21 protein-coding genes are annotated in these 18,771 nt (G+C 73.5%); 9 read left to right on the forward strand and 12 right to left on the reverse strand.

Annotation, left to right across the window (positions count from 1 at the left end; all coding sequences use genetic code 11):
• Positions 1–74: 74 nt before the first annotated feature.
• Together HL189_RS07155 and HL189_RS07160 are read left to right on the forward strand one after the other, a co-directional pair.
• Positions 75–605, forward strand: a complete 531-nt coding sequence (locus HL189_RS07155) for a MarR family winged helix-turn-helix transcriptional regulator (protein WP_369132994.1) — start codon at positions 75–77, stop codon at positions 603–605.
• A complete protein-coding gene (locus HL189_RS07160; RefSeq protein WP_369132995.1) occupies positions 602–2,476 on the forward strand; it encodes an MDR family MFS transporter in 1,875 nt (624 codons plus the stop codon). Before HL189_RS07155 ends, HL189_RS07160 begins: the two co-directional genes overlap by 4 nt.
• Before the next feature lie 80 nt (positions 2,477–2,556).
• Here the strand turns inward: HL189_RS07160 and HL189_RS07165 are convergent, their stop codons facing one another.
• Both HL189_RS07165 and HL189_RS07170 read right to left on the reverse strand, forming a co-directional pair.
• Positions 2,557–3,732 carry a zinc-dependent alcohol dehydrogenase gene (locus HL189_RS07165; protein WP_369132996.1) on the reverse strand — a complete coding sequence of 392 codons (1,176 nt, stop codon included), beginning with the start codon at positions 3,730–3,732 and terminating at the stop codon, positions 2,557–2,559.
• Positions 3,733–3,808: 76 nt separating this feature from the next.
• Positions 3,809–4,279 carry a hypothetical protein gene (locus tag HL189_RS07170; protein ID WP_369132997.1) on the reverse strand — a complete coding sequence of 157 codons (471 nt, stop codon included), beginning with the start codon at positions 4,277–4,279 and terminating at the stop codon, positions 3,809–3,811.
• Between the two features lie 91 nt (positions 4,280–4,370).
• On the opposite strand from HL189_RS07170, the gene HL189_RS07175 reads away from it, so the two are divergent.
• Complete coding sequence (locus HL189_RS07175) at positions 4,371–6,164, forward strand: acyl-CoA dehydrogenase (RefSeq protein WP_369132998.1); 1,794 nt, start codon at positions 4,371–4,373, stop codon at positions 6,162–6,164.
• Between the two features lie 65 nt (positions 6,165–6,229).
• Here the strand turns inward: HL189_RS07175 and HL189_RS07180 are convergent, their stop codons facing one another.
• A complete protein-coding gene (locus HL189_RS07180) occupies positions 6,230–6,406 on the reverse strand; it encodes a hypothetical protein (protein WP_369132999.1) in 177 nt (58 codons plus the stop codon).
• A 295-nt stretch (positions 6,407–6,701) separates the two neighbouring features.
• Here HL189_RS07180 and HL189_RS07185 point away from each other — a divergent pair, with 295 nt between their 5' ends.
• On the forward strand, positions 6,702–7,742 hold the full coding sequence (locus HL189_RS07185; RefSeq protein WP_369133000.1) for a YihY/virulence factor BrkB family protein: 1,041 nt from the start codon (positions 6,702–6,704) through the stop codon (positions 7,740–7,742).
• Positions 7,743–7,799: 57 nt separating this feature from the next.
• Here the strand turns inward: HL189_RS07185 and HL189_RS07190 are convergent, their stop codons facing one another.
• Together HL189_RS07190 and HL189_RS07195 are read right to left on the reverse strand one after the other, a co-directional pair.
• The gene (locus tag HL189_RS07190) at positions 7,800–8,543 is read right to left on the reverse strand and encodes an enoyl-CoA hydratase/isomerase family protein (protein WP_369133001.1); all 744 of its coding nucleotides are present in this window, start codon (positions 8,541–8,543) and stop codon (positions 7,800–7,802) included.
• A 62-nt stretch (positions 8,544–8,605) separates the two neighbouring features.
• Positions 8,606–9,316 (reverse strand): hemerythrin domain-containing protein, encoded by a 711-nt coding sequence (locus HL189_RS07195; protein ID WP_369133002.1) that lies wholly within the window; start codon positions 9,314–9,316, stop codon positions 8,606–8,608.
• Between the two features lie 172 nt (positions 9,317–9,488).
• On the opposite strand from HL189_RS07195, the gene HL189_RS07200 reads away from it, so the two are divergent.
• Complete coding sequence (locus HL189_RS07200; RefSeq protein ID WP_369133003.1) at positions 9,489–9,974, forward strand: hypothetical protein; 486 nt, start codon at positions 9,489–9,491, stop codon at positions 9,972–9,974.
• Positions 9,975–10,098: 124 nt separating this feature from the next.
• On the opposite strand, the gene HL189_RS07205 is transcribed toward HL189_RS07200, so the two are convergent.
• A complete protein-coding gene (locus HL189_RS07205; protein WP_369133004.1) occupies positions 10,099–10,539 on the reverse strand; it encodes a heavy metal-responsive transcriptional regulator in 441 nt (146 codons plus the stop codon).
• A 131-nt stretch (positions 10,540–10,670) separates the two neighbouring features.
• Between HL189_RS07205 and HL189_RS07210 the strand changes: the two genes are divergently transcribed.
• A complete protein-coding gene (locus HL189_RS07210) occupies positions 10,671–12,086 on the forward strand; it encodes an FAD-dependent oxidoreductase (RefSeq protein ID WP_369133005.1) in 1,416 nt (471 codons plus the stop codon).
• Between the two features lie 7 nt (positions 12,087–12,093).
• On the forward strand, positions 12,094–13,293 hold the full coding sequence (locus HL189_RS07215; RefSeq protein ID WP_369133006.1) for an MFS transporter: 1,200 nt from the start codon (positions 12,094–12,096) through the stop codon (positions 13,291–13,293).
• 3 nt (positions 13,294–13,296) lie between these two features.
• On the opposite strand, the gene HL189_RS07220 is transcribed toward HL189_RS07215, so the two are convergent.
• The 3 genes from HL189_RS07220 to arsB are packed head-to-tail and all read right to left on the reverse strand — an operon-like array spanning position 13,297 to position 15,511.
• Positions 13,297–13,710 carry an arsenate reductase ArsC gene (locus HL189_RS07220; protein ID WP_369133007.1) on the reverse strand — a complete coding sequence of 138 codons (414 nt, stop codon included), beginning with the start codon at positions 13,708–13,710 and terminating at the stop codon, positions 13,297–13,299.
• 29 nt (positions 13,711–13,739) lie between these two features.
• Positions 13,740–14,390, reverse strand: coding sequence for an arsenate reductase ArsC (locus HL189_RS07225; protein WP_369133008.1), 651 nt, complete (start codon positions 14,388–14,390; stop codon positions 13,740–13,742).
• A complete protein-coding gene (gene arsB / locus HL189_RS07230; RefSeq protein WP_369133009.1) occupies positions 14,387–15,511 on the reverse strand; it encodes an ACR3 family arsenite efflux transporter in 1,125 nt (374 codons plus the stop codon). Before arsB ends, HL189_RS07225 begins: the two co-directional genes overlap by 4 nt.
• A 108-nt stretch (positions 15,512–15,619) precedes the next feature.
• Here arsB and HL189_RS07235 point away from each other — a divergent pair, with 108 nt between their 5' ends.
• Positions 15,620–15,988 (forward strand): ArsR/SmtB family transcription factor, encoded by a 369-nt coding sequence (locus tag HL189_RS07235; protein WP_369133010.1) that lies wholly within the window; start codon positions 15,620–15,622, stop codon positions 15,986–15,988.
• Here HL189_RS07235 and HL189_RS07240 read toward each other — a convergent pair.
• Entirely contained in the window at positions 15,985–16,311 is a 327-nt protein-coding gene (locus tag HL189_RS07240) for a GYD domain-containing protein (protein ID WP_369133011.1), read from the reverse strand. The genes HL189_RS07235 and HL189_RS07240 overlap by 4 nt on opposite strands.
• 171 nt (positions 16,312–16,482) lie before the next feature.
• Here HL189_RS07240 and HL189_RS07245 point away from each other — a divergent pair, with 171 nt between their 5' ends.
• Positions 16,483–16,818 (forward strand): hypothetical protein, encoded by a 336-nt coding sequence (locus HL189_RS07245; RefSeq protein ID WP_369133012.1) that lies wholly within the window; start codon positions 16,483–16,485, stop codon positions 16,816–16,818.
• A 75-nt stretch (positions 16,819–16,893) separates the two neighbouring features.
• Here HL189_RS07245 and HL189_RS07250 read toward each other — a convergent pair whose 3' ends face one another.
• Both HL189_RS07250 and HL189_RS07255 read right to left on the reverse strand, forming a co-directional pair.
• Positions 16,894–18,261: a GntP family permease gene (locus HL189_RS07250; protein ID WP_369133013.1), complete on the reverse strand. Its 1,368-nt coding sequence runs from the start codon at positions 18,259–18,261 to the stop codon at positions 16,894–16,896.
• Positions 18,262–18,380: 119 nt separating this feature from the next.
• A complete protein-coding gene (locus HL189_RS07255; protein WP_369133014.1) occupies positions 18,381–18,740 on the reverse strand; it encodes an MmcQ/YjbR family DNA-binding protein in 360 nt (119 codons plus the stop codon).
• Positions 18,741–18,771: the final 31 nt, after the last annotated feature.

Below are 18,771 nucleotides of genomic sequence, written 5' to 3' on the forward strand. Positions count from 1 at the left end.
CGGCACAACGGCTCGTATCGTGCACCTGTTCCCCGGCGCACCGTCGCGCTCCCCTCGCCGTCCTGGGAGTCCCCGTGACCGACCCCGCGTCCTCCGCCGGCTCCGTGTCGGCCGGTGCCGACGCCGCCGCCCACCTGCTGTCCGACGAGCTGGCCCGGCTCTCCCGGGTGCTGCACGCGCTCAAGTCCGCCGTCGGCTCGGGCACCGAGGCCCGCGAGCGCGCCGCCCACGTGCTCTTGTTCCCGCTCACCCGGCTCGGCCCGATGCGGCAGGGGGCGCTCGCCGAGCTCGTGCACGCCGACCCCTCCACGGTCAGCCGGCACGTGACCCTGCTCGTCGACCGGGGCCTGGTGCGCCGGGTCGCCGACGAGCAGGACGGCCGGGTCAGCCGGCTGGTGGTCACCCCGGCCGGTGAGGCCGTGCTCGACCAGATGCGGCGCGAGCGCGAGGAGCTCCTCGCCGCCGTCACCGCGGACTGGTCCCCCGCGGAGCTGGCCGGCTTCACCGGTCAGCTCCGCCGTTTCGTGGACGACCTCACCGACCACCTCCCCAGCCTGGGTGCCGCCGCCGGCGCACCCCTCCCCCGCACCGAGACGGACCGATGACCCAGACCTCCGACCGCGGGACCGCGGCCGAGCGGCGCGGCGCCCGCGCCGCCGCGGCGGCCCCGGACGCCTCCGGCTCCTTCACGCACCGCCAGATCATGACGATCCTGGTCGGCCTGCTGCTCGGCATGTTCCTGGCCGCCCTCGACCAGACCGTCGTGTCCACCGCCATCCGGGTGATCGCCGACGACCTGCAGGGCTACGACCTGCAGGCCTGGGCCACCACGGCGTTCCTCATCACCTCGACGATCGCCACGCCGCTGTACGGCAAGTTGAGCGACATGTACGGCCGGCGCGGCTTCTACCTGTTCGCCATCGCCGTGTTCGTGATCGGCTCGGCGCTGTGCGGTCTCGCCGACACGATGTACCAGCTGGCCGTCTACCGGGCGATCCAGGGCATCGGCGCCGGTGGCCTGATGTCCCTCGCGCTGGCGATCATCGCCGACATCGTCCCGCCCCGGGAGCGCTCCAAGTACCAGGGTTGGTTCATGGCCGTCTTCGGCTCCTCCAGCGTGCTGGGGCCGGTCATCGGCGGGCTGCTCTCCGGGCAGGAGTCGATCCTCGGCATCACCGGCTGGCGCTGGATCTTCTACGTCAACGTGCCGCTGGGCGTGCTGGCCTTCGCCGTCGTCGTTAAGGTCCTGCACCTGCCGCACACCCGCCGCGACCACCGGATCGACTACCCCGGCGCGCTGGCGCTGATCACCTTCCTGGTGCCGCTGCTGATCGTCGCCGAGCAGGGCCGCACCTGGGGCTGGACGGACCCGACGTCGCTGGTCTGCTACGCGATCGGCGCGGTCGGCTTCGTGCTGTTCTTCCTGGCCGAGCGGGCCTACGGCGACGAGGCGCTGCTGCCGATCCGGATGTTCCGCAACCGCACCTTCGCGGTCAGCGGCCTGTCCAGCATCGTGCTGGGCATGGGCATGTTCGGCGGGATCCTGCTGCTCCCGCAGTACCTGCAGATCGTGCACGGCTCGAGCCCGACGGTGGCCGGTCTGCAGATGATCCCGCTGGTGCTCGGCATCATGGTCGGCTCGGTGGTCTCCGGGCAGACGATCGCCCGGACCGGGGTCTACAAGCCCTTCCCGCTGGTCGGCATCGTGCTGATGGTCGCGTCGCTGGTCAGCCTGTCCGTCGTCGTGGGCGCGGACACCGCGATCTGGACCCTGGTGCCGTTCATGGTCATGCTCGGTCTCGGGCTGGGCTTCAACTTCCAGCCGGTCATCCTGGCCGTGCAGAACGCGGTGAGCCCGCGGGAGATCGGCGTCGCCACCTCGTCGGTGACGTTCTTCCGCCAGATGGGCGGCACGCTGGGGACGGCGATCTTCCTCTCCGTCCTGTTCACCCGGCTGCCCAGCGACATCACCAGCGCATTCACCCGCGCGGCGGCCGACGACCCGCGGGTCGCCCAGGCGGTGCAGAGCGGCCAGCTGAACACCGGCGGCGACCTGTCCGACACCTCGTTCATCGCGGAGCTGCCGGGCCACCTGGCCCTGCCGTTCAAGACCGGCTTCAGCGACACCCTCGACGTGGTGTTCCTCATCGCGGCGGCGATCGTGGCGCTCGGCTTCTTCGTGCTGATCTTCCTGCCCCAGCTGGCCCTGCGGACCCAGTCCGGCATCCAGGCCGCCCAGGCGGGGGCGGGCGAGGCGGACGGCACCCCGGCCGAGGCAGCGGCGCACGCGGCCGGTGCCGCCGCGCCGACGTCCACGGCCCCGCCGGTCGACGGCGTCGACCGGCACGAGGCCCGGGAGGACGACGACGTCCCGGGCCGGGGCGGCCGGCACGAGGCGGCGCCCGACCAGCCGACCGGGCTGGCCAGCGTCCCGGCCGACCACCTGCCCGAGGACGTCCGTCTCAGGCAGGGCTGACGCACCGTCCACCTTCGCCGTGTGGTCGCGACCCCCGCGGCACGCGGCGAGGGTGGCGGCCACACCGCGAGGGTCGCGGGTCAGCCGTGGGGCGTGAAGACGGCGCGGACGCAGCCGTCGGTCTTGTCCTTGAACATCTGGTAGCCCCGCGGGGCCTCGTCCAGCGGCAGCACGTGGGTGGCCAGGTGCTCGGTCACCAGCTCACCGCGGGCCATGTGCTCGAGGATCCGCGGGGTGAACCGCTGACCGTGCACCTGCGCACCGCGCACGGTCAGCCCCTTGTTCATGACCGCGCCCAACGGGAACTTGTCCACCGCGGCGGCGAAGACGCCGAGCACGAAGACGGTCCCACCCTTTCGGCAGGCCAGGACAGCCTCCCGGACCGCGGCCGGCCGGTCGGTCTGCAGCCGCAGCTGCTGCTTGACCTGGTCGTACACGCCGTGGGTGCCGGGGCTGTGCGCCTCCATCCCGACCGCCTCGATGCAGATGTCCGGCCCGCGGCCGCCGGTCTGCTCCCGCAGCTCGGCGAGGACGTCGGTTGCGGAGTAGTCGATGGCCTCCGCGCCCACGTGCTGCCGCACCTGGGCCAGCCGCTCGGGGAGGCGGTCGATGACGAACACCCTCTCCGCGCCCAGCAGCATCGCCGCGCGGGCGGCCATCTGGCCGACCCCGCCGGCTCCCCACACGGCGACGACGTCCCCCGGCTCCGTCCCGGCGAGCTCCGCACCCATCCACCCGGTGGACACCGCGTCGGAGGCGAACAGGGCGCGGGTGTCGGAGACCCCCTCCGGGACGACGAAGGCCCCGACGTCGGCGTAGGGCACCCGGATGTACTCGGCGTGGCTGCCGGCGAACCCGCCGACCGCGTGCGAGTAGCCGAAGCAGCCGCCCGGGCTCTGGCCCCACAGGCCCTCGGTGATGCCGGGGTTGGGGTTCCCGTTGTCGCAGAGGCTGAACAGCTGCTGCCGGCAGTACCAGCAGTTCCCGCAGGCGATGAACGAGTTGACGACGACCCGGTCACCGACCCGGCGCTGCCGGACGCCCGGGCCGACCTCGACGACCTCGCCCATGAACTCGTGGCCGAGCACGTCACCGGCCCGCATGAACGGGATGTAACCGCCGAGCAGGTGCAGGTCCGAGCCGCAGGTGGTGCTCAGCCGCACCTTCACGATCACGTCGTGGTCGTTGAGGATCGTCGGCTCGGGCACCTCCTCCACGGAGACCTCGTTGACCCCGGTCCAGGTCGCGGCCCTCACGATGCCCCCCGTTCACTCCGGCGCGCCGCTCCGCTCCTCGCTCGTTCCTCGCTGCGACGCTCACGCCGCTGTCCGCTCACAGCACACCCTCCTCTGGAGCCTTGGCCGCCATCCCCTCGACCGCCGCGCCCTGCGGGGTCGGCTTCCGATGACCGTGCGGCTGCGGGTCCACGCGCAGGACCTCACCCACCTCGACCAACGCCTTGGCCTCCCGCAGCGCAGCGCGCAGCTGCCCGATGTCCTCCTCGGTGACCGGGCCGCGGAACCGGGCGGCCAGCTCGGCACCCCGGTCCCCGGGCGCGGGCGTCACCCGCACCTCCAGCCGGTCGCCGAAGGCGGCCAGCGGCGCGGGCAGTGCCTCCTGCAACCGGGCGGGCTCGGTGAGAACGGTGACCGCGCGCCAGCGGCGGGCGGCGGTGCGTGCGTCGTCGGTGACCGACGACTGCCCCACACCCGGCAGGCGCACGTGCTGGAGCCGCTTGAGCGCCTCACCACCGGCACCGCCGGCCAGCCCCGCCGCGCGCGACATGATCGTGGCCAGGTCCATGGCGCGCCCGTACCCGAGCGCCCGCGGGCGAACCCCGGGCCTAGCCTGGCGGCACGGGCACCGGCCCGCCCCCACACCGCCTGGAGTGCCCGTGCCCGCGTCCTCGATCCTGAGTTCCCGCGACCTGGAGTTCCTGCTGCACGAGTGGCTCCAGGTGGTGACGCTCACGAAGCGGCCGCGCTACGCCGAGCACTCGCGGGAGACCTTCGACGCCGTCCTCGCGCTGGCGCAGGAGATCGCGACCGACCACTTCGCCCCGCACAACCGGAAGGCCGACGAGCACGAGCCGTACCTGGTCGACGGGAAGGTGGTGCTCGTCCCGGAGGTGGCCGCGGCGCTGCGGGTGTTCGCCGAGGCCGGGATGACCGCGGCGGCCCTGCCGGAGGAGCTGGGCGGCCTGCAGCTCCCGGCGGTGGTGAACATGGCCGTGCACGCCTGGTTCCAGGCGGCCAACATCGCCACCTCGGCCTATCCGTTCCTGACCATCGCGAACGCGAACCTGCTGGTCGCGCACGGCAGCCCGGAGCAGGTGCGGACCTACGTCCCGCCGATGGCCGAGGGCCGCTGGTTCGGCACGATGGCGCTGTCCGAGCCGCAGGCCGGGTCCTCGCTGGCCGACATCACCACGCGGGCGGCGGCCCAGGACGACGGCACGTACCGGCTCACCGGCACGAAGATGTGGATCTCCGGGGGCGACCACGAGCTGACCGAGAACATCGTCCACCTGGTGCTGGCCAAGGTCCCCGGCGGTCCGCCCGGCGTGAAGGGCATCTCGCTGTTCGTCGTCCCCAAGTTCCTGGTGGACGACGACGGCTCGCTCGGCGAGCGGAACGACGTCGTGCTGGCCGGGCTCAACCACAAGATGGGCTACCGCGGGACGACGAACACCCTGCTGTCCTTCGGCGAGGGCGGGCACACCCCCGGCGGGCGGCCCGGCGCGGTCGGCTTCCTGGTCGGCGAGCTGCACCGCGGCCTGACCTACATGTTCCACATGATGAACGAGGCCCGGATCGGCGTCGGGATGGGCGCGACGGCGCTGGGCTACACCGGCTGGCTGCACGCGGTCGAGTACGCGCGCACCCGCACCCAGGGCCGGGCGCTGGCGGGCAAGGACCCCGCGGCCCCGCCGGTGCCGATCATCGAGCACCCGGACGTGCGGCGGATGCTGCTGGCCGGGAAGTCCTACGTCGAGGGCGGCCTGGCGCTGGGGCTGTACTGCGCACGCCTGGTCGACGAGGAGCGGACGGCGGAGACCGAGGAGGAGCGCGCCCGGGCGCACCTGCTGCTGGAGGTGCTCACCCCGATCGCGAAGAGCTGGCCCTCCCAGTGGTGCCTGGCCGCCGACGACCTGGCCGTCCAGGTGCTTGGCGGCGCCGGCTACACCCGCGACTTCCCGGTCGAGCAGTTCTACCGGGACAACCGGCTCAACCCGATCCACGAGGGGACCCACGGCGTCCAGGCGCTGGACCTGCTCGGCCGCAAGGTGGTGATGCAGGGCGGCGCGGGCCTCACCCTGCTCGGCGAGACGATCACCGCCACCACCCGGCGGGCGGCCGGCACGCCGTGGGCCGAGCTGGCCGACACCCTCGAGGACCTGGTGCAGCAGCTCGGCACGGTCACCGCGACCCTGTGGTCGGCGGGCGACCCGGAGCAGGCGCTGGCCAACGCCACGGTCTACCTGGAGGCCGCCGGGCACGTGGTGGTCGGCTGGCTGTGGCTGGAGCAGGCGCTGGCCGCCGAGGGCCGGGACGGCGACCTCTACGCCGGCAAGCGGCAGGCGGCCCGGTTCTTCCAGCGCTGGGAGCTGCCGAAGGTGGGCCCGCAGCTGGCCCTGCTCGCGTCGATGGACTCAACCGTCCTGGAGATGCGCAGCGACTGGTACTAAGCTCCGGCCCCGCTGCAGGGCCCCGTCGCGAGCTTGCGGGTGGCGGGGGGCAGGAGGGTCCTTCTTCAGAGCAGTGCGGTCGCGGTGGCCGCCTCGGGAGCCGCGCTGCGGGCCCGGGACGGTCGGGCCGCGGCCGCGCGCTGCTCGGCCTCGTAGCGGGCGGTCGACCGGGTGCCCATCGCGATCACCAGCGCCGTCAGCACCAGGAACCCGATCAGGGTCAGCGTCGGCCAGATCACCATCTGTGCGCTCCACGTCCTCTCGCGTCCGCCGGGGGGAGCCGGCGGCTCTCGTCTGAGCGGCAGGGTGCCCGGCTGACCACACGGTGAATCCTGCACGCGGCGAATTCCTCGGTGAACACTGTGTGACGATCGTCGCGTCACTGGACCGGGCGGCATGGCGTCGCGCAGCTCAGCGCGGTTCCGTGGTGACGCTGCGCTCGCGTCGTGACCGGATTGCCACCTCCGTCACGCGTGGCCGGCGCCCCTCCGGGGAACAGCGGGGAGGACAAGCCCGCGTCTACCCCGGAGGCCACGCATGGCCGGAGCACGAGAGAACCGCCCCGAGGAGGGCGCGCGCGGCACCGCGCAGCAGGACCGCGATCCGCACGACACCGCACCCGGTGACGAGAACATCAGCCGGGAGCGGGCCGACTTCGCGCCCACCGGCGCCGACCCCAAGCCGACCACCGGCGGCACGATCAAGCGCACGCTGAAGGAGTTCAGCGAGGACGGGCTGACCGACTGGGCCGCCGCCCTCACCTACTACGGCGTGCTGGCCTTGTTCCCGGCGCTGACCGCGCTGCTGTCGATCGTCGGGCTGCTCACCAACCCGCAGCAGCTCACCGAGGCGATCACCGCCGTCGTGCCGGCACAGGCGGCCGAGACGCTCAACCCGGTGATCCAGCAGATCGCCGGCAACTCGGGCGCCGCCAGCCTCGGCCTGATCATCGGTGTCGCGGCGGCCGTCTGGTCGGCCTCGGGCTACGTCGGCGCCTTCACCCGGGCGGCCAACATCGTCTACGAGACGCCCGAGGGCCGGAAGGTCTGGAAGCTGAAGCCGCTGCAGCTGCTCATCACGCTGATCGGCATCCTGTTCGCCGCGCTGATCCTGGCGATGCTCGTGCTCAGCGGCCCGGTCGTCGACGCGATCGGTCAGGCCATCGGGCTGGGCGACACGGTGCTCACCGTGTGGACCTGGGTCAAGTGGCCGGTGATGCTCGTCCTGCTGGCGCTGATGATCGCCGTCCTCTACTACTCGACCCCGAACGTGAAGCTGCGCGGCTTCAAGTTCGTCAGCCCCGGTGCCCTCGTGGCCATCCTGGTGGCCGTCGTGGCGTCGGCGGCCTTCGCCTTCTACGTCGCCAACTTCGGCAGCTACAACAAGACGTACGGGACGCTGGCCGGTGTGGTGATCTTCCTGATCTGGTTCTGGCTGATCAACCTGGCGCTGCTGTTCGGCATCGAGCTCGACGCCGAGATCGAGCGCACGAAGGAGCTGAAGGACGGCGTGCCGCGGGCGGAGAAGGAGATCCAGCTCGACGCCCGGGCCACGCCCAAGGACAAGCAGACCACCTGATCTGCCCTCCGGCCCGACGTCGGGCCCGGCTCCTGCGGGAGCCGGGCCCGACGCGTGTCACGGGGCGGGACGGCGCATCGACCACATCTGGGCCGGGCGCTCGAACTGGGTGGCGATCTCCCAGCTGACGTGCGGCGGGCCCGTCTCCTTGCGGAAGTTGGCCGCGGCCACCCGGGCCAGCGACGGGTCCCGGGCGACCCGGGCGGCCAGCTCCAGCGCCCGGTCCTCCACGGCGTCGTCGTCCAGGGTCTCCCAGGCCAGCCCCAGGCGGACGGCGGTCTCCCCGTCGACCTCCTCGCCGAACAGCGCCATCGCGGCCGCCGCCTCGCGGCCCACGAGGCGGGACAGCAGCACGAAGTGGCCACCGCCGGGGTGCATGCCGCGCTTGAGGAACCCGCAGAGCAGCCGGGCATCGCGGGCGACGATCCGCAGGTCGGCGGCGAGCAGCAGGTTCATCCCGGCGCCCACGGCGGAACCGCGGACGGCGGCGATGGTCGGCGCGTGCACCTGGCCGAGCCGGTAGAAGGAGTCGTAGATCGCGCCCATGCCGGCGTAGGCGTCGGGGGCCGCGGGGTCCCGGCCGGCGTCGGTCAGGGTCTGCACGTCACCGCCCGCGCAGAACGACCTCCCGACCCCGCGGACGACGACCGCCCCCAGCTCGGTGCGGGCGTCGACCTCGTCGAAGGCGGCGATGAGCTCGGCGGCCATGGCGGGGGTCAGCGCGTTGCGCCGCTCGGGGGCGTTGAGCGTGACGACGGCGACCGCCCCGTCGACCTCGAGCAGGACCTCGTCGGATGCCATGCCAGCTCCCTCCCGGGCCGGCGCCGGTGCCCGCCCGTGTCCGGCCGATCAGACCACGGGCCTCACCGGCTGGTCGGCGGCCGGTCGCCGCGTCGGGCGAGCGGCACGCGCTCGACCCAGCCTGCGGCGGCGGCCAGCACCTTGCTGACCGCCTCCCCGGCGGGGGCGATGCGCTCGGGGGCGTGCTGCACGCCCGCGTCGACCAGGTCGCGGGTCCGGTCGATCAGCGACAGCGGCAGGCCCGAGACGGCGTTGCCCGGTGGACGGCGGGACACGGTCGGGTGCGGCCGGGTCGGCGAGACCCGCCGGGCCACCTCCCACTGCAGGCCGAGCCGGCGCAGCGCCTTCGGGTCGAGGGCCTGCTGCAGCCGGGGGAAGAGCACGTCCTCCTCGTCCCGGACGTCCTCGCGCAGCACCTCCACCAGCCGGGCGATCCGCTGAGCCCGGCGGGGGTCGTCGTGGGGGAGCGCCTCCAGCTCGCTGACCAGCTCGTTGACCTCCTGGTGCTCCTCCTCGACCTGCAGGGTGAGCGCGTCGCCGTCCGGCAGCACCCGGCGGAGGACCGGCCACAGCACGGTCTCCTCGGCGAACGCGTGGCTGAACACCAGCTGGTCGATCTTCCGCAGCACCCGCTCCTGCGCGCGGCCGGTGGTGCCGTCGAGCTCGTGCAGCAGCCGGTCCAGCTCCTCGTGGTCGCGGCGCTGCCGCACGAGGACGCTGCTGGGGCCGCCGAGCTCCTCGACGGTCTGGTCGGCGATCGAGCGGGGGGTCATCGTCGTCCTCCTGGCGTGGTCCGGAGCCCCCTCCTGCCCCGCAGCGGCACACGCCATGCGGCCGGACGCGCGTAGCGTGCGCCGGACAGCCCCCGCATCCGGAGGTGAGCCGGTGGGCCCCGCCTCCTCGACCGGTCGGCCACCGGGTCCCGGGCGCCCGCCCCGGTGGGTGATGGCGGCGCTCGCCGGGATCCTCGCCGTGGTGGTCGCCGCCGTCGTCGACGACCGGCCGAGGACCCTCTCGCGGCCGATCCCCGCGCCGGCGGCCGGTCCGGCACTGCCGCCCTCCGAGCTGGCGGGACGGTGGTCCGGGACGGGGTCGCTGACCGACTGCGCCGGGTTCGACGACTGCCCCCGGACGCCCTCGCTCACGCTCGCCATCAGCTGCCCCGGGGAGTCCTGCACCGTGACAGCCGTGGGCCGGGGCGCCGGCAGTCCACCGTTGAGGTTCGAGGCCGGCCGCTACCGGGCGGCCGGGCCCGTGCGGGCGGAGGTCGCGCCCGCCTGCGTCGGGGCGCCGTCCACAAGCGCCATGTGGCGCCTCGACCTCGTCGTCTCCGGCGGCCGGCTGGTGGGCAGCTACGAGCAGTCCACGGGGCAGTCCCTCAACTGCGGTGCCACCTCCGTGGAGTGGTCCGTCACCCTCGCCCGCACCTGACGGCCCCCGACGCGGGCCGACCGGTGGGACGTCCGCCGGTCCCGGGTGCCCGGCGTCCGCCCGACCGCTGGCGTTGCTCAGCAGCCACAGGTCTCGTCGTCACAGTCCGGGTCACACGGACAGGTCAGCTCGGGCATGAGGGATCACCTCCTCCCGCGGGCGGGCACCAGGTGCCGGGGCTCGGGGGCGGGCAGTCGGCGCTGGGCAGGGCGTCGGCCATGGCCGCCATCTCCGCGCGCAGCGCGAGGAGCCGGGCGATCTCGGCGTCGACCTCGGCCATCCGCCGCCGCAGGAGCTGCTCGGCCGGCTCGCAGGGGCACGTGCCGGTGTCGCGGACGGTGAGCAGGGTGCGGATGTCGGCCAGGCGGAGGCCGAGCCGCTGCGCTCCCTGGATGAACCGCAGCCGGTCGAGCGCCGCGGCGTCGTAGCTGCGGTAGCCCGCGGCGGTGCGCTCGGGCGCCGGCAGCAGCCCGGCGCGCTCGTAGTAGCGGACGGTGTCCGGCCGCACGCCTGCGGCCGTCGCCAGCTCGGCGACCCGGAGGCCGCGCACCGCCGTGGTGGTCATGCGGCGGACGCTAGACCTCGGAGTCCGGTCCAAGGTCAAGCCTGAGGAGCGCTCCATCCCGCAGCAGGAGGGGAGCTCCTCTGCTACCTTTCTTACATCGATGGCCGTCTATGTCTTGGGAGCTGGTCGGGATGACGTCGGAGCTGCCGGTCGTGGTGATCGGAGCGGGGCCCGTCGGGCTGGCCGCCGCGGCCCACCTGCTGGAGCGAGGCCTCGAGCCACTCGTCCTGGAGGCCGGCGACCGGGTCGGCGCCGCGGTCCGCCAGTGGGGCCACGTCCGCCTGTTCTCCCCGTGGGAGTACGACGTCGACCTCGCCGCCGTCCGGCTGCTGGAGCAGGTCGGGTGGGAGTCCCCCGACCGCGACGCGCTGCCGACCGGCGCGGAGCTCGTCGACGCCTACCTCGCCCCGCTCGCCGCGACGCCGCCGTTGGCGCCGCGGATCCGGACCGGTACGCGCGTCCTGGCGGTGAGCCGGGACGGCGTGGACAAGACGCGCACCGTGGGCCGCGCCGGCCGCCCCTACCTGGTGCGCACCGTCCGCGACGGCTCGATCCTCGACGTGAAGGCCCGCGCGGTGATCGACGCCTCGGGCACCTGGGGTCGACCCAACCCGCTGGGCCCGGCGGGGCTGCCGGCCCTCGGCGAGGAGCAGGCCGGTCCGTGGCTGGCCGGGCCGCTGCCCGACGTGCTGGGCGCGGACCGTGCGCGCTTCGCCGGCCGGCACACGCTGGTGGTCGGCATGGGTCACTCGGCGGCCAACACGCTGCTGGCGCTGGTCGAGCTGCAGCGCAGCGAGCCCGGCACCCGGATCGGCTGGGCGATCCGGGGTCGCTCCCCCGCCCGGCTCTACGGCGGTGGCGACGCCGACGGCCTGCCCGCCCGCGGCCTGCTCGGCTCGACGCTGAAGGCGGCCGTCCAGGCCGGGCGCGTCGAGCTGCACCGCGAGGTCACGCTCACCGCGCTGGCTCCGGCTGGGACCGGGCAGCTGCAGGTCACCGGCACCGGGCGGGACGGCGCGGCGTTCCACCTCGCGGTGGACGCGCTCGCGGCGGCCACCGGCTTCCGCCCGGACCTGGACGTGCTGCGGGAGGTCCGCCTCGACCTGGACCCCGGAGTGGAGGCCCCGGCCCGGCTCGCGCCGCTGATCGACCCGGACTTCCACTCCTGCGGCACCGTGCCCCCGCACGGCGAGGCGCTGCTGGCCCACCCCGACGAGGGCATCTACGTCGTCGGCATGAAGTCCTACGGCCGCGCCCCGACCTTCCTGCTGGCCACCGGCTACGAGCAGGTCCGCTCCATCGCCGCCGCGCTGGCCGGCGACACCGCCGCCGCCGAGCGGGTGGCTCTGCACCTGCCCTCGACCGGCGTCTGCTCCACCGACCTGGGCGACCGGGAGGCCGCCGAGACCGCGTCGGCCTCGTGCGGCACGGGCGGGGTCGGCTTCGCCACCGGCTCGGCCCACGGCCGCTCAGCCGAGGAGCCCGCTGCCGCGGGCTGCTGCGCGAGCGGTGCGCCGGAACCGGTGGCGATCAGCGGCCGCGGCTGACCCTGGCGTGGAACGGCTGCAGACCACCGCGGCGGGCGTCGGGACGCCCCGGCGGGCCCTGGTGGCGCTCTGCATCACGCAGATCACCAGCTGGGGCGTCCTCTACTACGCCTTCCCGGTCGCCCTTGCCTCGATCACCGAGGACACCGGCTGGTCGGCTCCCGCGGCCACGGCGGCCTTCTCGGCCGGCCTGGTCGTCTCCGCGCTGGCCGGCATCCCGATCGGGCACTGGCTCGACCGCTGGGGGCCCCGCCGGGTGATGACCGGCGGCTCGCTGCTCGCCGTCCCGGCGACGGTGGGGATCGCCCTCGCCCCGACGTACGCGTGGTTCGTCGTCGCCTGGCTGGTGGCCGGGGTGGCCATGGCCGCGGTCTTCTACCAGGCCGCCTTCGCCGCGCTGACCCGCTGGTACGGGGACCGGAGGGTGCAGGCGATCACCGCGGTCACGCTGGTCGCGGGTCTCGCGAGCACGGTCTTCGCCCCGCTCACCCACGCACTGCTCGAACGCCTCGACTGGCGGACGACGTACCTCGTGCTGGCCGGCGTCCTCGCCGTCGTCACCGTGCCGCTGCACGCCCTCGCCCTCACGCCCCCGTGGACGCCGGCAGCGGAGCCCCCGGCGCACCACCGCGGCCGGCGGCTGCCGGCCGAGGCGCGGACGCCGGGCTTCGTGCTGCTCTCCGCGGCGCTGACCCTCACCGCGTTCGGCATGTACGCCGCCAGCCTGACGCTCATCCCGCTGCTCACCTCCCGCGGCCTGTCGGCCGGGCTGGCCGCCACCACGTTCGGCCTGCTGGGAGCCGGCCAGCTGCTGGGCCGCCTGGGCTACGCACCGCTGACGGCGCGGACCACGGCGACCGGGCGGACGATGTCCATCGTCGCGGCCTCGGCGGTCTCGGTCGCCCTGCTCGCGGCGCTGACCGGCCCGCCGGCCCTGCTCGTGGCCGCGGCGATCGCCACGGGCGCGGTCCGGGGCGCCGGCACGCTGCTGCAGGCGACCGTGGTCGCGGACCGGTGGGGCACGGCGCGCTACGGCACGCTCGCCGGGTGGTTCTCCGCCCCGATCACGGCGGCGGCCGCGCTCGCGCCGTGGGGAGGCACCGCGCTGGCCGAGCTGACCGGCAGCCATCCGGCGATGTTCTGGTGGCTCGCCGCGCTGGTGGGCGTGGCCGTGGCGCTCGCCGCGATCAGCAGCCGGACCCGCTGACCCTCAGCCGCGGACCGGCACGTCCAGCTCGGTCAGCAGGCCGCGGATGCGCGACTCGATCTCGTCGCGGATCGGGCGGACCGACTCGACGCCCTTGCCCGCCGGGTCCTCGAGGGCCCAGTCCAGGTAGCGCTTCCCGGGGAAGACCGGGCAGGCGTCACCGCACCCCATGGTGATGACGACGTCGGAGGCCTCGACCGCCTCGGTGGTCAGGACCTTCGGCCGCTGGTCGGCGATGTCGATGCCGACCTCGGCCATGGCCGCGACGGCGGCCGGGTTGACCTGGTCGCCGGGGATGGAGCCGGCCGAGCGGACCTCCACGCCGTCCCCGGCGAGGTGCCGCAGCCAGCCGGCGGCCATCTGCGAGCGGCCGGCGTTGTGCACGCAGACGAACAGGACGCTGGGCTTGTCGATCACGGGTACCTCTCGGGTGGTCGTGGGGGTGGTCAGGCGGTGGCGGGCTGGAGCTCGGCGAGCAGCGCTCGGACGCGCTCGTCGATCTGACCGCGGATGGCGCGCACCTCACCGAGCGTCAGCCCGGCCGGGTCGCGGACCTGCCAGTCCAGGTAGCGCTTGCCCGGGTAGATCGGACAGGCGTCGCCGCAGCCCATGGTGACGACGACGTCGGCCGCCCGGACGACATCGTCGGTGAGCGGCTTGGGGAACTCCGCGGTGATGTCGATGCCGATCTCGGCCATCGCCACGACGACGGCGTCGTCGATGCTGGCCGCAGGCAGCGAGCCGGCGGAGCGGACGTGCACCCGCCCGGCGCCTCGATGGGCGAGGAGCGCGGCGGCCAGCTGCGACCGGCCGGCGTTGTGCACGCAGACGAAGAGGACCTCGCACACGCTGCTCTCGATGGCCCCCTTGGCCTGCGCCAGCGCGGTCAACCTGTCCGTGGCGAACCGTTCGGTGAGCACCGGCAGGTGCGTCGTCACCGACGCGCTGCGGGCCAGCGCGGTGTAGGACTCGAAGACGTAGCGGTCGATCGTCTCCCGGGCGAACACGCCGGTGAACCGCTCGGCGAGCCGGTCGGCGAGCCGGTGCAGCGCGGCCTCGGGGGTCAGCAGGCCGGACAGGGCCTTGTCTGCGGTCATCGCGCGCTCCGGACGGCGTCGGGGACGGTGGGATCTGCGGGGAACCAGCGGCGGGCCGCCCACAGGGCGACGTAGACGAGGGCCACCAGGACCGGCACCTCGATCAGCGGCCCGACGACGCCGGCGAGCGCCTGCCCACTGGTCACCCCGAAGGTGCCGATGGCCACGGCGATCGCCAGCTCGAAGTTGTTGCCGGCTGCCGTGAAGGCCAGCGTGGCCGTCTTCGCGTAGCCGAGTCGGAGACGCATGCCGAGGAGGAACGAACCGCCGAACATGAGGGAGAAGTAGGCCAGCAGTGGCAGCGCGATCCGGGCAACGTCCCAGGGACGTGACGTGATGGCGTCGCCCTGCAGGGCGAAGAGCATCACGATCGTGAAGAGCAGGCCGTAGAGGGCGATGGGGCCGATCCGCGGGAGGAGGCGACGCTCGTACCAGTCGCGGCCCTTCGCACGTTCCCCGACCGTGCGGGTGAGGAAGCCGGCCACCAGCGGGATGCCGAGGAAGACCAGGACGCTGAGGAGGATCGCCCAGACGCTGAACTCCGCCGACGTCGTCGACAGGCCCAGCCAGCCGGGCAGCACCTGCAGGTAGAACCAGCCCAGCACGGCGAAGGCGAGGATCTGGAAGACCGAGTTCAGGGCCACGAGTACTGCGGCGGCCTCGCGATCACCGCAGGACAGGTCGTTCCAAATGAGCACCATGGCGATGCATCGGGCGAGGCCGACGATGATCAGCCCGGTGCGGTACTCGGGCAGGTCCGGCAGCAGCAGCCAGGCCAGCGCGAACATCAGGGCCGGGCCGACCAGCCAGTTGAGCGCGAGGCTCGCGCCCAGCAGCCTCCGGTCACCGGTGACGCGGTCGAGCTCGGAGTAGCGGACCTTGGCAAGCACCGGGTACATCATCAGCAGCAGGCCGACCGCGATCGGCAGGCTGACGTTGCCGACCTCGACGGCCGAGAGCGCGTCGTCCAGGCCCGGTACCCAGCGGCCAAGTGCCAGGCCGAGGGCCATGGCCGCGATGATCCACACCGGCAGGAAGCGGTCCAGCGTCGACAACCGCGTCAGGACCGGGGCGTCCAGGGACGTGCCGGGGCGGGGGTGCTCGGCGACGGTGTCGCTCACGTGCAGCGCTGTTCCTTTTCGGTGGCAGGAGACCGTCATCGACGTCCATCGATGCCCCAGCCTGCACGAGAGATCGACGGTGGTCAATGTCGTCTGCATACTGTTCATGTGAGCGTCGACGTCCTCCCCTCCCCCACGGCCGCCGTCGCCTGCTGCGCACCGCTGGTCGGCCGGGCGCTGACCGCCGAGGAGGCCGGGGATCTCGCGCGGGTCCTCAAGGCGATCGCCGACCCGGCCCGGCTGCGGCTGCTCTCGCTGGTCGCCGCGCACGCCGGCGGGGAGGCGTGCGTCTGTGACCTCACCGAGCCGCTCGGCCTCTCCCAGCCGACGGTGTCGCACCACCTGAAGGTGCTCGTGGACGCCGGCCTGCTGCGGCGGGAGAAGCGCGGCGTGTGGGCGTACTACGCGCTCGTCCCCGGCGCCCTCGACGCCGTGGCCGCGGTGCTCAGCACGGCTGCCGCGCCCGCCGGCGCCTAGCTGCCCGGCGGTCGGTACCGCACCTGCTGCGCCCTGGCCATGGCCTCCATCGTCTCGTCGACGGTGAGCAGGACGGTGGTCTCTACCGGGCTGAGCGCGCCGCCGGCGGCGAGCGCCACGGCGACCGCCGCCATCGACACGTTGTCGGGGGCCTCCCAGAGGGTGTAGCCGTCCTGGGGCCCGAAGGCGTACCAGAACCCGTGGAGCTGCCCGCCGATCGACTCGATGTAGGTCCGCGCCGCCTGCCGTCGGTCCTCCGGGTTGTTGATCAACCGGGCCCACGTCTCTGGCGTGTAGCTGAACCTGGTGAGGTAGAGCGGCATCGTCCGGCCCCCTTGTCCGCCTGCATGCGCCCCGAGGGACGACGACGCTAGCCCCGGACGGCGGCGCCACGGGCCCCGCTGCGCCCGTGGGGCCGGCACGGCACACCGTCTTCTTCGTTCCGGTACAGGAATGTCTGGGCACGGGCGGCTTCCGGTCCTACCGTCCGCCGCATGTCCATCACGCGTGGTCCGCTCCGCCGCATCGTCGTCGCGTTCCTGCTCGGTGCCGCCTTCCTCGCGCCGGCGGCCGTCCACGTCCCCGCCGCGGAGGCGGCGCCGGGGACGTGCAGCAGTTGGTGGGCCCACGTGCGGGGCAGCCAGTCCACGGGCGCCTGCCGGGGCGCGTCCGGGGGAACCCATTTCCGCGTGGTGCAGGAGTGCGGGGAACGACAGGCGGTCACCTACTCGGCCTGGACGTGGGCGCCCAACGGGGCCGTGGTCTACGCCACCACGTCACCGTGCCCCGCGAGTGCGCCGGACGCCCGGTCGGCCTGGGTCGAGTGGTGAGGCGGTAGGTCCCTGCGCCGGGGCCGCGGCACGCCGCGCGCTCGGTCCGCGGCCCGCCCCCGACCTCGACCGGGCTCAGACGGCCGCGGCCACCAGGCTGGCTACCAGGACGAGTGGCAGGGAGACGACGGCCCCGAGCGAGGTCGCCATCGTCAGGGTCTTCAGGCTGCCCTTGGTGGAGAGATCGAGCAGGGTGCTGAACATCCAGAAGAAGTTGCTGTTGACGTGCAGCGCGAACATGGCGCCCGATGCGATGGCCAGTGCGATGACGACGGGATCGACCGCCAGCGAGCCGACGATCGGCGCGATGATGCCTGCGGCGGTGATCGCCCCGACCGACACCGACCCGATCGCGAAGTGCAGCACCGCGGCGATGAACCAGGCGAGCAGGATGCTGAGGATCACCGGCGCGTTCTCATCGGCGGAGAACAGGGTCGTGAGCGTCTCGTCCATGCCGCTCTCGGCGATGACAGCACCCAGGGACCCGCCGACGCCAGTGACGAGCAGGATCTCGCCGGTCGTGTGGAACCCGGCGGTGAGGACCGTGCCGACCCCTCCGGCGCCCAGCGACGGCCGGACCATGCCGAAGGCGATCAGCAGCCCGATGAACAGCGCGATGTTGGCGTCGCCGAGGAAGGTGATCACCGGGTTCGAGAACTCCGCCAGGCCGGCGATCGCCCCGGTGGCGATCAGCACCAGCGGCACGAGGATGGGCAACAGGCGCACCCCCAGCGGCAACCGCGCGGCGCCTTCGGCCCGCGGCACGTCCTCCGTCTCGTCGTGGGGTCGGCCCTCCTCGACGACCACGTCCGGGTCGAAGTCGGTCTCGTCGTTCCAGTAGCCCCGCCCCAGCAGCAGCCGGAACAGGAACGTCGTGACCAGCGCGGTCGTCAGGCCGATCGGCAGCCCGTACAGCAGGTAGGTGCCCAGCGGCACCTCCATCAGCCCGGCGATCGCAACCGCTGCCAGGCCGGGCACGACGAAGACGTACCCGGCGAAGATGCCGATCGCCATGGCCCCGGCCAGCCACGGCAGACCGATGCGGCGGTCGACCGCCGGCGCCGACTCCTTGGCCATCGGCGCGGCCAGGACGACCTGCACGTCGACGTAGATCGACGGGAAGATCGTGGACAGCGTGCCGGCCATGGCGTACGGCAGTCGGCGGCCCACCTTGCGCGCGAGGAGCTCCACTAGGTCGCTGAAGGTGCCCATCGAGTGCAGCAGTGCGCCGATCAGCACGCCGAAGCCGATGAGCAGGCCGACCTCGGCCATGATCTCGCCGAACCCCCCGGTGATCTGCGCCACCGTGCCCTCGGCGCCCAGTCCGGTGGCGAGTCCGAGGTACACGCAGGCGATCAGCAGGGAGATCACCGGGTCGACCTTGAACCGGATGATGAGCACGATCGCGCCCAGGATCGCGATGGCGGAGTGCAGGATCTCCATGAGCGAATCCGATCTTTGCGACCAGTGGCCACCTCACGCTATTGGCATCCGGCCGCCGTCGGGACGCGGCCGGACGCGCCACCGACCGGGGAACCGACGGGAGTCGTGGAGACCGGACCTCAGCCCGGGCCGATCGGGTGGACGAGGTCGTGAGCGACCGAGACCTTTCTGGGGACGACCATGCGCCAGGCGTCGACGACGAGCTCGCGCGCTTCGGTCGGGTCCAGTGCAGCGAGGTCGGCGGAGACCCAGTTGAAGCGCATGTCGGACGCCGTCGGCAGCTGGAACTTGCCCGGCTCGCCCCGGACCAGCGCCTCCCGCTCCTCCCTGGGGAACGCGAAGCCCATCACGCGCTCGTCCAGGGAGAACGCCACGTAGACGATCTGCCCCACGCGGAACTTCAGCCTGCCGCGGACGTACACCGGGTACGAGCGCTCCAGCTCGGCGCCCAGCGGCCGGACGTCATCGATCACTGCCATGTCAGAACCCACCCGTCGTGGCCGGCAGGCC

The organism is Modestobacter sp. I12A-02662, assembly GCF_041028325.1.
Lineage (GTDB): Bacteria > Actinomycetota > Actinomycetes > Mycobacteriales > Geodermatophilaceae > Modestobacter.